We start from the raw sequence: 13,751 nt of genomic DNA, 5'->3' as shown, positions 1-13,751 counted from the left end.
AAAGTGCGGTCTTTACCATTAAAAAGGAACCATTCCCCTCACCTGAGAAGAATGGTTTGCTTTTTATTATCCTAGAGACTGATGATTAAACAAGGCATGAGTTGCTTGGTGGATGTATTTTGCTGTTTCAGCATTGTTCATGGTGTAAAGATGCACACCTGCGACATCCTGGGTTACCAAGTCCACGATTTGGTCCACCGCATAGGCAAGTCCTGCTGCTCTGAGCGACTCAGGGTCATGCTCATACTTGTCTAAGATGGCCTTAAATTTACGTGGAAGATGGATATTCTCACAAGTCTTCAAGAGGCGAAGAGCCTGATTTCGATTCAGAATTGGCATAATCCCTGCATGAATAGGAACATCAATCCCAGCCAAAATGCATTTGTCTTGGAAATCATAGAAGCGCTCATTGTCAAAGAAAAGCTGAGTTACAAGGCTCGAACAGCCTGCATCCACTTTCTTCTTAAGATTTTGAATATCTGAAATCTGATTTGGTGAATCTGGATGACCTTCTGGATAACAAGCACCAACAATATCAAAGTGAGGGGCTTGTTCCTTGATGAACTCGATCAAGTCAGTTGCGTAGCGGAAATCCTTTTGTGGTTCCACATCTGGAATAATATCCCCACGAAGAGCCAAAATTTTCTGCACTCCAACCTTGTCCAAATCAGCAATGGTTTCAGCAACCTTGTCCTTGGTCAAATAGATGGCTGGCAAGTGAGCAATAGTCGGAATCGCCAAGTCATTTTGGATAAAGTCGGCCAAACGGACCGTCGTTTCCTTGATATTAAATTTATTATTGCTGGCAGTCACACTGATAAAGTGGGGAGCCAACTCCTGCATATCTTGAAGAGCAGAAATAATTTTATCATTACCCACGGCTGGGTTTGGAGGGAACACTTCAAATGAGAGTGACGGTGTTTGGCGTGACATAGTCATTATCCTTTTCTAGTTGATTTTTTTCGTTAGCTGGATTCCTAGAATCCAAGTGAAACAGGCAGATTGACCAAACAGCGCTTCTAGAGAAATCCTTATCTTACAATTTCTCACGCGCAGCTTTAGCTGCTTCAACAAGGCGAATCAAGCTTTCTTTTGTTTCTGGAATACCACGTGTTTTCAAACCACAGTCAGGGTTGATCCAAACTTTCTTGCTCGGCACTTTAGCAAGGATGGCTTCGATTGTATTGTCGATTTCGCCTTCATTTGGCACACGAGGTGAGTGGATATCGTAAACCCCAGGTCCCACTTCTGTTTGGAAGTTTTTCGCTTTGAGTTCGTCCAAGATTTCAAGGTTTGAACGGCTAGCTTCAAAGGAAATAACATCTGCATCCATGTTGTCGATAGCTGGGATGATATCTGTAAATTCTGAGTAACACATGTGAGTGTGGATTTGAGTATCTGGCGCTACTGTTGAGTGTACCAAGCGGAAGGCAGGAATTGCCCAGTCAAGGTAGTCTTCATACCAGTCGCTACGACGGAGTGGCAATTTTTCACGAAGAGCAGCCTCATCGATTTGGATGATTTTCACACCAGCAGCTTCAAGGTCAAGCACTTCATCCTTGATAGCAAGGGCGATTTGAAGAGTAGAATCCTTGATAGAGATGTCTTCACGTGGGAATGACCAGTTGAGGATGGTAACAGGTCCAGTCAACATACCTTTAACAGGTTTGTTTGTACGGCTTTGTGCATAGCTAGACCATTTAACAGTGATAGGGTTAAGACGAGTGACATCACCCCAGATGATTGGTGGTTTAACTCCACGCATACCGTATGATTGTACCCAACCATTTTTAGAGAAGAGGTAACCTGACAAGTTTTGACCGAAGTACTCAACCATGTCGTTACGCTCAAATTCACCGTGAACAAGGACATCAAAGTCGATATCTTCTTGCCATTTAATCCATTCATCGATCGTTTCAGCAAGGAAAGCGTCGTACTCTTCTTGAGACAATTCACCTTTACGGTAAGCCAAACGTTTAGCACGAACTTCTTTAGTTTGAGGGAATGAACCGATAGTTGTTGTTGGAAGAGCTGGAAGTTTGAAAGCTTCTTCTTGGATAGCTTCACGTTCTGCAAAGGCTGGCAAACGAGTGTAGTCTGCATCAGTCAAACCAGCGATACGCGCACGAAGTTCAGCATTTTCACCAACACGCTCAGTCGCAAAGAGTTCTTTGTTAGCTGCAAGTGCTTCTTCACCTTGGCCATTGCGGATAGCATCCAAATCACGAATCTCATCCAATTTTTCAACTGCAAAGGCAAAGTGGTTCAAGATTGCTGGTTCAAATTCTTCATTAGCAGTTGTAAATGGCACATGAAGAAGTGAGCATGAGCTTGTCAATACAATGTTTTCAGCTGGAATTTGCTCAAGAACGGCCAAGCTCTTTTCGTAGTTGTTGCGCCAGATGTTTTTACCATTGACAATACCTGCATAAAGAGTCTTGTCAGCTGGGAAACCACCTTTAACGAGTTCAAGAGTTTTCTTACCTTCAACGAAGTCAAGACCGATAGCATCTACTGGCAAGTTTACAAGGTCAGCGTAAACGTCACGAACATCTCCGAAGTAAGTTTGAAGCAAGACTTCAAGACCTTTTTTGTCAGCCAAAAGCTTGTTGTAGAGGTTCAAGAAGAGAGCTTTTTCTTCAGCTGTCAAATCTTTTACAAGAGCAGCTTCGTCGAGTTGGATACGAGTCGCACCAAGTTCAGCCAATTTAGTAAAAACGTCTTGGTAAGCAGCCACTAAGCTATCTACGAAGTCTTCTGCTTTCACGCCTTCTTCAAAGTCTGACAATTGAAGGAAAGTGAATGGACCTACAAGAACTGGGCGAGTGTTCAATCCAAGTTCTTTTGCTTCTTGGAACTCATCGAAGATCTTGTGACCTGCAAGTTTGACTTGAGTGTCTTTTTCAAACTTAGGAACGATGTAGTGGTAGTTGGTGTTGAACCATTTCTTCATTGGAAGGGCGCGAACGTCCCCTTTTTCTCCTTGGTAACCACGACCCAAAGCGAAGTAGCGCTCAAGGTCAGACAAGTCCAAGTTTTGAACTGAAGCAGGTACCACGTTGAAAAGGAAAGCTGCATCTAGGAAGTTGTCATAGTGAGAGAAGTCATTTGATGGAATTTCAGTGATACCTTTTTCTTTGACGATATTCCAGTGTTTAGCACGCAAATCTTTTGCGGCCGCCAAGAGTTCTTCTTCTGAGATTTCTTTTCTAAAGTATTTTTCAGTTGTAAATTTTAATTCGCGGAATTCGCCCAAACGAGGGAAACCGATGATTGTAGTTGACATGATGTGTCCTCCAAAATTTGTTGTTGAAACTATCTTAACAGAAAAGGAATCATCTGTATAATTGTAAAAAATTAGGCTTTGATATAGTTTGAAACTATATCACTATTTTGATCAAAAGAAAAGGACTTGAGACCAGAGTCTCAAATCCTTTGTATAGCTTGTTTGGTGGCTGTATTTTAGTTGGAATGCTCAAACGAGCTATTGACGATTCTCATCAGTGACTATGGCTTGTTATTAAAAAAGACTATAGGTTGGTTTTCTTTTGTAATTCTGATATTTCCCTGAAAAAGTGCGGACGGGAGGTAAAATTATCCAGTGGATGATTTTAGCAAACCAAGTTGTTTCATCCCTATCAACTCTTTCTCTGTTCGAGGGGGACTACTGCTAGTGTCTTTCCTAAACTGGCTAAAACTTTCAAGACTGTATCCAACTGGGGGCTAGTCTTTCCTGTTTCCATCCTAGCTATGACAGGTTGACTCACTCCACTGAGTTCTTCTAGCTTTTTCTGGCTGATTCCTTGCTCATGTCTGGCTTCAATCAACTCACTCATGATAGCCACTCGCATATCACTTTCAAGGATTTCCTCCTTGGTAAAGAGTTCTGACCGGACATCCTTCCAGTTACTTCCAATAGCACTATTCTTCATCACTTAACCCTCTTTCTTTTAAGTCCTTCAGTTCACGCTTGGCTTTTTCAATTTCTCTTCTAGGAGTTTTCTGAGTCTTTTTGACAAAATGATGTAAAAGAACAAAACTACCATCAAGCCACGCTATAAATAAAATTCGATTTCTCAAAGGTCTTAGTTCCCATATCTCATCTTCCAAGTGTTTCATATAGGGTTCCCCAGCTCTCGTCCCATGCTGACTAAGCAACTCGATATAGTCATTTAGTTTATTGAGTTTGATGCGACTATCCTTACTTTTCTGACTAGCCAATTCTCTCATATAATCCAAAACTGGCTCGTTTCCTTTTTTGTCCTTATAGAAGTAAATCGTATGCACCAAGCAACCTCTTTCTAATTAAATTATAACTCAAAAGTTATTAAAAGTAAATCTGAACACTCATAAAAAGAAGACCTTAGAAAAACTCTAAAGGTCTCATCTTTATTATTCGAAAAAATTAAGAGAAGAGTTATAAAGTGCTGTAATCCTTACGTTTACTCCAGCTCAATCCCCTTCTCTCGGAGATTTTCCAGGCACTCCTCAAAGTAGGCAGCATCATGCTCCTTGTAAATAGGGCTCGTCAAAGTCTCCTCAGGTAAATCCTCATAAGAAGGACAAATCTTACCACGATAGTTTTTATCCAACCACTCTGGACTGACCTTATAGCCTCGGTTAGCCATCTCCTTCATGATCAAGTCATGATAGGCATAGAGACGATAGGGCGAGTGGGTAAAGACATAGTCCACCGTTTCATGCTTTCTGCCCCAGCCATTGCCACGCAGGGCGCAACACTCTCGATGTTGCCCCAAGAGTTGAGGACGAGGAAGCTGTGAAATCAAAGCCTCATGCCAAAGTCTCATGGAAGTCTCCTTTCAGTAAAGTCGAATGTTGCAAGTAGGTATTTGGATAGCGATCAAGCAAGTCTCGAGTCTTAGTAATCAAGTCTGCCTGAGAAGCCTGACCAAATCGGTAGCGATCCAGCAAGAGCATGTAGTCCTTGCGCTCAGCATCTGTCGCTTTCTTTTTGAAATAACCCCAAATATGCTGAAAAGCATTGCAAACCTGACCCCTGTGTTCTGGAATCTGGCAGGCACGGTCAATCATCTCCTGAATCTGACTCACCTCCACCTCTTCATTCTTTAGATACTGACGAATCTCATTGTAAATATTGCTAGAATGACTCAAAACGAGGTATTTGTTTCTAGCCCAGAGTTGCTGGCACAGGGCACGTTGGTTGTTATTATTCATAATTGACATTATACCATGTTTACTCTAAGAACCCCTCCATTTTTACATCGTAAGCGTTTTGAAGATTGAGCCAAGTTTTCATCGAAATATTGGTAAACTTCTCTAACTTCTGAGCGATCTCATTACTAATTGATTCCTCACCTTTCACTAATTTGCTAATCGTCTTTGGCGATACCCCCAAATTCTCCGCAAATTCTTTCTGGGTCATCTCATAGTCTTCAATTAGCTCTCCAAGATATTGACCCGGATGAAAAGCAATCAGGTCTTTGTATTCAACAATTTTATTAGTCATAGTGATTGCTCTCCTATTCTATTTGTAAAAATTCAAATTCTATCATTCCAAGAAAATTTCAATCCGCATCTACTATATGTCACTTATTTATAAGATTGAATCCTGTCAAATAATATAGCCAAATTAGAATATCCTTGCATCATTTCATGTTGTTTTATAAATTCCCAGCTTTCTTCATAATCGTCTGATGGGCATCTGCTTTTGAAAAATGCTAAAATCTCATCTAATCCCTCGTCACCTTTTTCGTCATACTGGTCAACGAAATCATCCGCAGCATCCTGCTTTTCATGGTCTGGTAATAATTTTTCAAATAAAACATGCTCTAAATTGACAGAATTATAAAACACATAACAAGAAACTTGTACTCTATTAATTTTAAGTGACTCACCTTCTTTTATCAACTTAGCAAGTTTCCTAGACTTTCTTTGTCTAGTTTTTACTATCTCGTCTTTCTTTTCTCGAGTCGAAAATAATAATCTTTGCGCTTCTAAATCATATTGAAATGAATCTTTTGGTTCAATAGAACTATCAATTGCTAGAGACGTCGGATTTATAAATATCCCATCCGTGTCTGTGACAAAAGCAGCAAAAAGTAAATCTTTTGCTTTCAATTTTTCTTTGTCCAAAGCTTCAGAAATTTTATCACTTGCAATTTTAGTACCAGACGAAAGAGAGTATCTTCTATCAGAAAAAACATCCCCATATATTACTTTTAGTGTAATATGTAACTGATTCAATTTTTTTACTAATGAGTCTGTCACAAAACCTACTACTGTTTCATCAGATTCACCCTCTACGAATATTAGGATAACCTTTCTACTTTTATTTGCCAAGTTTCATACCTGCCTTTCTCAAAGCACGTTTGATTTTACTATTAGATACTCCTTGGTACAGTTCTTCCGCCTGACCTCCAACTTGAATAGCTCGCAAATAGGTATCTCTCAAATTATTACTTGGTTTTATCCCTGTAAGTCTAATATAACGATTTGTAGGAGAAGTTGTTGAAAACACAACTTTATAAGAAGGAAGCTTCTCTAAAACACGCAAATTATGAGAGGTAAAAATGAGTTGTCCCTTAGCGCTTTCAGAAAAAATTTCAATTAGTTCTCCAAGCAGATATTCAAATACTCCTGCATCCAATTCGTCTATAATGGCTATAATATTTTCTTTATTATAGACCTCTACCAAGAATCCAAGCATACTAATAATCTTACGTATACCTTCTGATTCATGTTTTAAAGAAAATCTCTTACCTGCACGATTAGAAATGAAATTGACTTTTTTATATTTTTGTCCATCTGGATGGGTCTCTGTTTCACCAGTTTCCATTTCAAGTGTCAAGTCAGGTATAATAATAGGAATAATTTCATTCAAATAAGTAATTGTCCCATCGTAAACTGGATAAAGTTCTTCAGGTATAGAAAATCCACCATTTTGAAGAGACATTGGAATAATTCCTTGAAAGCTAAGATGAGATTCACGGTTATGATAGTTGATTGTCACTGGAGTGACTTCACCGCCTGTCATACTAGATAGTTCTTGATTAAATATCCTTAAATTTTGACAGAATTCCTCCATTACTCCATATATTTCAATAAGAGTAGAGAGTTCTTGCTTTCCTGATGCAGTAATGAAAGAACGTAATTCATTTGAAAAAAGAAAGGAACGATTATCATCAGTAATAGTTTTTGTTAACACACTAATCGCATCTTTCCCCATAATGCTTCTTTGAGATTTTAAAGTCCCTGTGTGTTGAGGTTTCACAGAATCAAAATTACTTCCCTCATACTCATATCTCATTAGATAACGATATCTAGCACCACTTTCTAAAGGTCTATAGCCAATCTCTTCTTTTATTACTATTATATCTTGACTACCTGTAGGCTCACTTGCAGCAAACTTTACTTTATACCAAATATTATAACGTTCTGGAACTTCTAATTCTAGCGTAATGTTATTTTCACCCACTTGGTCTATAGCATTAAAGATACCCTTTTTATGCTGTGGGATAGCCTCACCTCTCATTAAAGAAGCCAATACTTCAAATACATCTACAACTGCAGTTTTCCCAGATCCATTCTGGCCATAAATACCCGTAACATTGATAAAATCTGATTTATTCTGAAAATCTATCACTCCATATTGAACGTTTTTTATGTTTTCTATAACAATACTCTTTAACTTCACCATAGATTTCAGCTCCTTATTTCTCCATTTTAATCTATTATACCAAAAAAAGTCATTTTATATGACTTTTTTTATTATATTTTTTAAAAAAGTTTGTTTTATTTTTAAAAAGGAGATTCCCCTACTCCACCTTCACCTGTCCATTCATCAGCATTGGTAAGAGCCAATCGCGAAGTTGGGTGAGTTCTTGGTCTTCAAAAATATTGTTCTTAATCTTTTCGTAAATAACATTTGCTTGTGTTTCAAATTTTGACGATACTTCTTTATCAGGAACTATAACAGTTTTCTCTTTTAGAAATTTGAAATGTCTAGCATATCCATAATTTGATAAATCAAAATCTTCAATCATGTGATAAAGTAATACATTTGAAATATTCTCATTATTTGAAATTAAGACTTGAGTACCATCAGCTCCTCTAGCATAATCAAAATTTATATATTTTACTACTCTAGTGTGATCACCAAATATTACATGCCCATCTTGAGGTTGTAGTATGGCATTTTCATTATTCGTAAAACCTGCAATATATTTTTGACTCTGATCAATAACAGGTATTTCACCAATAAATTCAATCGAATTATTTTCAATCTTTTCAGCTTTAGTAACTTTATCTAATAAGTTACCAACACTCTCAACTCCCCACCCCTCTGGAATTTCGCGTTTGAGTTCTGGATTATAGACCATTTTTCCGCCTGATGATTTGTAAGGTTTTCCATTCTGGTCTGGGAAATCAAACTGCACAAACCAGTAGTCATATAGGGTCTTAGCCATGTCTTCCAACTCTTGGTTGATTTGGTTGTTTAAAAGAATCTTTTTATCAATTGAAGATAGTAAATCAACTATCTTATCCTGATATTCTTTTTCAGGAACTTTGATTCTCATTTTTGATAAATAATCAATATTTATATTATCTTGGATACTTCCACTAGCAGATTTTTGAATTTCTTTCTTAATATATTCAAAGAAATAGTAAACAAATAATTCACTACTTTTTTCAGGATTTGCATTAAATCCCACAATACTATCAGGAAAACACATTGGATAAGATAAAATTGCTGTTTCAGCAATATTGGCCGCTATAGTGATACAGAGTGTACCAGCCGGCCATAACTTACTTTGTTTTAGTCCAAAATCATTGTAATACGAATTATTCTTAGTTATATAGAGATTAGCAGCTTTAACATCGCCTGTTTGTACCAAGGGATATGTGCCACCTTCAAATAGTTTTATATCATTCCTAGGTCTATGTTTCGATTTACCTCTGCTAAATGTCCCTAGTTCAGATAAACTTGTTATTTCCCAAGTAACTTCACTCATACTTCAACCCCTTCATTTGCTCTTCAATCTCCTGCTCCAATGCATGCGATTGCTGGAAGAGGTCTGAAAGATTATCTTGAAAGGCAGTCATCTTGGTTTCAAACTCTTCTGCTGTGATATCTACATAGTCGATTTTGATATCAAAGTATTGACCTGCGCTGAGAGAGTAGTTTTTCTCCTTAACGTCCTCATAAGAGACGGTGACAGAAAAGTCCTCGACGGCTTCTTTCTGGATAAAGGTCTCGACGATCTTCTGCTCTTCCTCAGGAGATAGCACAGTCTTTTGATTCTTGCCTTCCTTGACCTTGGTTCCGAGGTTTGAGGCATCGATGAGGACGACATCGTCCTTGTTTTTCTTATCGATAAAGAGGATAGAGACGTTGGTACCTGTCGTCGCAAAGATATTAGACGGCATGGAAACGACACCCGCCAGCATTTGATGGTCCACCAAGTGTTGACGGATGGCCTTATCAATCCCTGACTGGGCAGTGATAAATCCTGTCGGTAAGACAACGGCTGCTTGACCATCTGACTTCAAGGAATAGATGATATGCTGAACAAAGAGCTCGTAAATCGCCATCTTATCCTTAGACTTGGCTGGAACCTTTGGTACTCCTGCAAAGAAACGCTCACTGGCTTCTGGCAAGCTTTCCACTCGGTCACGCCATTCTGAAAAGTCCAGCTTAAAAGGCGGGTTCGACACGATATAGTCCATCTTTTCAGGATGACGATTGGCGATGATGGTATTTCCTTGTACGATATTATGGATGGAGTGTTGAAGTCCATTCAGGATCAGATTAAGACGGAGGAGATTAGACGATTTTTGCGAGATATCCTGACTATAGACAGTGGTCTTATCCACACCGATACGACTAGCCAAATTCATAAGCAAGGTTCCAGAGCCAGCTGACGGGTCATAGATCCGCACGTTTGATGGTTGGTCATTTCCTACAAGGATATCAGCGATAATCTTAGCCACAGAGTGAGGTGTATAATACTCAGCATACTTACCACCGCCATCTTTGTTGTAGTCCTTAATAATGTACTCAAAGAGGGTAGAGAAAAAGTCGAAACCTTGTGAAAAGATAGTCTCATCAAACTTAACACGCGCAAGGAGATTGATGATGGATTTTGCGACCTCGTTGCGCTTACTGCCATCTGAGATAGTATCAGTAATCAAGCGCTCATCAAAGAGACGAATAGCCGTATCTCCGTCTGTATGAACAGAGAAAATATCATTATTTTCAATGGCAATCTGGTTGAGAGTATTTTCAAAAGTCTCGTAGAAAGTCGCTTCATTTTGCTGACGGTGAAGGGTTTCGATCAACTGGTCTGGCTTGAGCCAAGCTGTGCTGGTACCGATATCCTCCAAAAGCCAGTCATAGTCTTCCTCGCTCATAGCAAGCAGGTTTTCATAGGTATTAGATTCATCTAGGACCTTGGCTTGATACAAAAACTTGTCATTTAAAAATTTGTAGAGGAAGGACTGGGTTAGGAGTTTGTATTCACCCGCTTCTCCTCCTAGTCCCGCGTGGGTAAAGACAGCTTTCAAATCATCTACCAAGTCTTGGACTTGAACTTTGTATGTTTCATTCATTAGTGTTGGTATTCCTCTTCATATCCTTCAAATAGTGATTCAACCAATCTATCAAAATCTTGTTTGGCCATATTGCTAGCTGATTGGTTTTTCTTCATTTCTTTTCGGGCTTGCTCGCGAATCATTCGCTTTAGATATTCCTCATTATCTAGAACCCCTTGATTTTGACCGATTCTATGATCTAATTTAACCTTAGAACCTTTGATAACATGGTAAATAGCTGGAAATTCACTGACCGTAGTAGAGTTGGTCACATGCTTGTATGAACGAGCAGCCATTTCATCTCCGTTAAAGTTCATGGTCAATCGTCTCATACGAGTATAATAATCCTCCACTGACTTAAAGAGTTCTTCATAGTCTTTTTGTGTTTCCTTGATATTTTCCATCGTATAACCTTCTTGGCCATAGATAAAATGTTTTTGCATGATACGTTGGAATTCTTCGTAGAGAGAAACCCACTCAGGATCCTTTTCATCACGCTGTTTTTTAATCTTACCAGCTACCCGACGTCTCCAATCCTCCAGGTCATTAGCTGCTAGGCGAAGTTCTTCCTCTGCAATCTTGACAAAACTAAAACTGGTCTCAGACATAGCTAAATTTAAGAGCGTTTGACTAGAAAAGTCAGCTGGTTTATCAATCAAAGACAGTGTCAGCATCCGTCTAGAGAGGATGTTGAGCAAGGTTGCGACCTGAGCAATGTCAATCTGCTCAATCAATTGATGGTAACCAAGGAGACGAGCAATATTGTAATACTGCTTGATAGACTCCAAAGCTTTTCGTAGATCGATTAACTGCTTTCTATCCTTGATATCATTGATAGCTTGTGAAAAGTATTCCAGATTATCCGTTGGATAGTCAAGCAAGATTAACTCAGTCTTGCTTAATTCATGCGAAATCTCGTCTGCAGGGACAAATAGAGAGCCAAAAACATCCTCTCCATTTTCCCCAGTCAAGGCTGTATCATACTCTTGATTGAGTTCTTCCAGATAGGCACGATTGGTCCTGTCAAACTCTTTCGAAATATCCGCAAAGTCGATGACATAGCCAAAGATATAGTCCTTGTAAGGACGATTGACACGGGTTAGAGTTTGTAAAAGGTTATGAGCCTTGATTTTACGCCCTAGGTAGAGACGTTTGAGACGAGGGGCATCAAAACCTGTCAAGAGCATGGAGTAGACGATAATAAGGTCAATTTTGCCTTCTTTGTAAGCATCTACCTTGTCTTTCTTCTCTTCCTTATCTCCCTCATCATGGAGAATCAATGCGGATGTCAAGTTGATTGTTCCAGCTTTACGACGTTTTTCTAATTGCTTTTCAAGCTCACGCGCCTGCTTTGACGAGTCACAGACGATCATGCCACCAATCGTCTGATCATCAAAAATTACATCACGTGCACGATTAAAGTCCTCGATGATAAAGTCTAACATAGCTTCTACATAACGAGGGTGAGCAAAGATATCCTCCTTTGACAAGCCTCCACGTTGGATCTCTTCATTGATGGATCTGAGATTGTCTTTATAAGAAGTCTCGATATCTTCTCGCATCAAACGTAGGGTAAAGCCATCATCGATAGACTGGTTGTAGTAGTATTTGTGGATATAGTCCCCAAAAATATCACGTGTGGTCGCATGATTTTCCTTGGTTTTGCCATCTTTCTTATAGGTAATCAATGGAGTCCCAGTCAAAGCAATCTTGATTGCATTGGTGTCTGCCTGATAGAGATTTGGTAGGTAGGAACCACGTTCATTATAAGAGCGATGGGCTTCATCGATAAAGTAGATATTTTGACGATTGAGGTCATAACCAGAGCGGTCAGTCAAGTCTGAATTATCCTTGAACTTCTGGATATTGACCACAGCGACATCATAGCCATCTTGTTTTTGATTGAGCTCTTGAGGGCTGTTGATACGCTTAACCTTGAGCCCTCGTTTGGTAAATTCTTTAAAGGCTTGGTCTGCCAGATCCAAACGATCCACGACAAAGTAAAACTGAGGGACAATTCCCTGTTTTGAGAAATAATTGGTCAGATAGCAGATATTGAAGAAAGCCAAGGCTGTCTTCCCTGAACCTTGTGTATGCCAGATAACGCCCTTCTTAACACCTTTTGCAATCGTCTCTTCGATGGCACGTGTCGCAAAATACTGAGGGTAGCGCATAACGTGCTTTTGCAGTTGCATCTGACCATCCTTGTTCTCTTCCTCTACATAGACAAGTCCAAAACGAAGCATAAAGAGCAGGCGTTCTTTCTGATACAAGGAGGACAGAAAGGCATTACAAGGTGTGTCAGGGTTTAGGTTTGTTTTGAATTCTGGCTGGGACTTGAGGGCAAAGTGGTTCATGTCATCTAAAACGAAGTCGATTTGGTCCTCTGTTAAGGTTGCTAAGGAATGAAGGAAATCTTCTTCTCTTTCTTCCTTGAAAGCATTAAACTTAGTTTTTGAATAGGCATTTGAACCGTAGTAAGAACCCTGTTTCTGTTGACCTTGTCCACTGATATAGGGCAAGTTATCAGACAGAGCTATCAACTGGGTGATATTGTTAAAACAGCGGAACTTGCGATTTTCAAAACGTTGTCTAGTTCTGTCTTGCTCCGACTGAATTCCTGTTTTCCCATCTCGAATCGCATTTGGCTGTTTCACTTCGATATAAGAAAGAGGCAGACCATTGATAAATACGACAATGTCGGGACGGAATTCATCCTGACCATTTTTACAAGTGACTTCAAGCGCTAGATGAAAAGTATTGGCTTCAGGTTTTTCCCAGTCAATATAAACGGTATCTTCTTGACCTTGCAGGCGTCTAAAGAAAGAACGTCCCAAGTCATTTTGATCTAGTTCCAACTTGATATTGGCCAGTTCTCTCTCAAAGTCTTCCTCTGTCAGGTAGTTGTTAAATTTTAAAAATTGCTCCTTAAAAACAGATACGAGGATATTGGTATCTGGATCTCGTTCTAAAATCTCCTTCCCATTACGAGGAAGATAGGTATAGCCCAGTCTCATAAGGTGTAGAGCTGCTGGAATTTGTACCCTGGTTAATTCAGAAAAATCTTTTTTCTTTGCCATCAAAAAACCTTTCTTATACTTTGTAAGAATAGTTTATTCTAAACGCTTCATTCTATTCAACTGTTTCAACTATTAAAAATTTATTTTCTCTATTATTAT

At 39.2% G+C, this 13,751-nt stretch carries 11 protein-coding genes and 1 pseudogene; all 12 read right to left on the bottom strand.

The window, feature by feature from the left end; translation table 11 throughout:
* Nucleotides 1–66 precede the first annotated feature (66 nt).
* The 12 genes and pseudogenes from metF to PG086_RS02380 all read right to left on the bottom strand — a co-directional run bounded on the left by metF (nt 67) and on the right by PG086_RS02380 (nt 13,652).
* The gene (metF, locus tag PG086_RS02435) at nt 67–933 is read right to left on the bottom strand and encodes a methylenetetrahydrofolate reductase [NAD(P)H] (RefSeq protein ID WP_000089956.1); all 867 of its coding nucleotides are present in this window, start codon (nt 931–933) and stop codon (nt 67–69) included.
* A gap of 103 nt (nt 934–1,036) precedes the next feature.
* Nucleotides 1,037–3,286, bottom strand: coding sequence for a 5-methyltetrahydropteroyltriglutamate--homocysteine S-methyltransferase (gene metE / locus PG086_RS02430; protein ID WP_270747668.1), 2,250 nt, complete (start codon nt 3,284–3,286; stop codon nt 1,037–1,039).
* Nucleotides 3,287–3,638: 352 nt separating this feature from the next.
* A complete protein-coding gene (locus PG086_RS02425; RefSeq protein ID WP_000797746.1) occupies nt 3,639–3,932 on the bottom strand; it encodes a helix-turn-helix domain-containing protein in 294 nt (97 codons plus the stop codon).
* Nucleotides 3,922–4,287, bottom strand: coding sequence for a type II toxin-antitoxin system RelE/ParE family toxin (locus PG086_RS02420; protein ID WP_238095769.1), 366 nt, complete (start codon nt 4,285–4,287; stop codon nt 3,922–3,924). Before PG086_RS02420 ends, PG086_RS02425 begins: the two co-directional genes overlap by 11 nt.
* Nucleotides 4,288–4,442: 155 nt before the next feature.
* Entirely contained in the window at nt 4,443–4,808 is a 366-nt protein-coding gene (locus tag PG086_RS02415) for a TIGR02328 family protein (RefSeq protein ID WP_261082149.1), read from the bottom strand.
* Nucleotides 4,792–5,196 (bottom strand): YbgA family protein, encoded by a 405-nt coding sequence (locus tag PG086_RS02410; protein WP_270748245.1) that lies wholly within the window; start codon nt 5,194–5,196, stop codon nt 4,792–4,794. Before PG086_RS02410 ends, PG086_RS02415 begins: the two co-directional genes overlap by 17 nt.
* A 22-nt stretch (nt 5,197–5,218) precedes the next feature.
* Nucleotides 5,219–5,488: pseudogene (locus tag PG086_RS02405) on the bottom strand (HigA family addiction module antitoxin); the annotation flags it as partial.
* Between the two features lie 83 nt (nt 5,489–5,571).
* A complete protein-coding gene (locus tag PG086_RS02400) occupies nt 5,572–6,321 on the bottom strand; it encodes a hypothetical protein (RefSeq protein ID WP_239827490.1) in 750 nt (249 codons plus the stop codon).
* Nucleotides 6,311–7,678, bottom strand: coding sequence for an AAA family ATPase (locus PG086_RS02395; protein ID WP_084852622.1), 1,368 nt, complete (start codon nt 7,676–7,678; stop codon nt 6,311–6,313). Before PG086_RS02395 ends, PG086_RS02400 begins: the two co-directional genes overlap by 11 nt.
* A gap of 118 nt (nt 7,679–7,796) precedes the next feature.
* Nucleotides 7,797–8,993: a restriction endonuclease subunit S gene (locus PG086_RS02390; protein ID WP_084852623.1), complete on the bottom strand. Its 1,197-nt coding sequence runs from the start codon at nt 8,991–8,993 to the stop codon at nt 7,797–7,799.
* Nucleotides 8,986–10,590: an HsdM family class I SAM-dependent methyltransferase gene (locus tag PG086_RS02385; RefSeq protein ID WP_270747660.1), complete on the bottom strand. Its 1,605-nt coding sequence runs from the start codon at nt 10,588–10,590 to the stop codon at nt 8,986–8,988. Before PG086_RS02385 ends, PG086_RS02390 begins: the two co-directional genes overlap by 8 nt.
* A complete protein-coding gene (locus PG086_RS02380; RefSeq protein ID WP_270747659.1) occupies nt 10,590–13,652 on the bottom strand; it encodes a DEAD/DEAH box helicase family protein in 3,063 nt (1,020 codons plus the stop codon). The genes PG086_RS02385 and PG086_RS02380 overlap by 1 nt, the downstream gene beginning before the upstream one ends.
* Nucleotides 13,653–13,751 lie beyond the last annotated feature (99 nt).

Source organism: Streptococcus halitosis (assembly GCF_027691175.1).
GTDB classification, from domain to species: domain Bacteria; phylum Bacillota; class Bacilli; order Lactobacillales; family Streptococcaceae; genus Streptococcus; species Streptococcus halitosis_A.
This window is presented reverse-complemented; position numbering and strand designations above follow the sequence as displayed.

What these genes read in the sequence shown, in the direction of transcription:
- PG086_RS02385 (WP_270747660.1), bottom strand. Translation starts at nt 10,590, where the DNA reads ATGAATGAAACATACAAAGTTCAAGTCCAAGACTTGGTAGATGATTTG.
- PG086_RS02390 (WP_084852623.1), bottom strand. Translation starts at nt 8,993, where the DNA reads ATGAGTGAAGTTACTTGGGAAATAACAAGTTTATCTGAACTAGGGACA.
- PG086_RS02415 (WP_261082149.1), bottom strand. Translation starts at nt 4,808, where the DNA reads ATGAGACTTTGGCATGAGGCTTTGATTTCACAGCTTCCTCGTCCTCAA.
- PG086_RS02380 (WP_270747659.1), bottom strand. Translation starts at nt 13,652, where the DNA reads ATGGCAAAGAAAAAAGATTTTTCTGAATTAACCAGGGTACAAATTCCA.
- PG086_RS02395 (WP_084852622.1), bottom strand. Translation starts at nt 7,678, where the DNA reads ATGGTGAAGTTAAAGAGTATTGTTATAGAAAACATAAAAAACGTTCAA.
- metF (WP_000089956.1), bottom strand. Translation starts at nt 933, where the DNA reads ATGTCACGCCAAACACCGTCACTCTCATTTGAAGTGTTCCCTCCAAAC.
- PG086_RS02425 (WP_000797746.1), bottom strand. Translation starts at nt 3,932, where the DNA reads ATGAAGAATAGTGCTATTGGAAGTAACTGGAAGGATGTCCGGTCAGAA.
- PG086_RS02410 (WP_270748245.1), bottom strand. Translation starts at nt 5,196, where the DNA reads ATGAATAATAACAACCAACGTGCCCTGTGCCAGCAACTCTGGGCTAGA.
- metE (WP_270747668.1), bottom strand. Translation starts at nt 3,286, where the DNA reads ATGTCAACTACAATCATCGGTTTCCCTCGTTTGGGCGAATTCCGCGAA.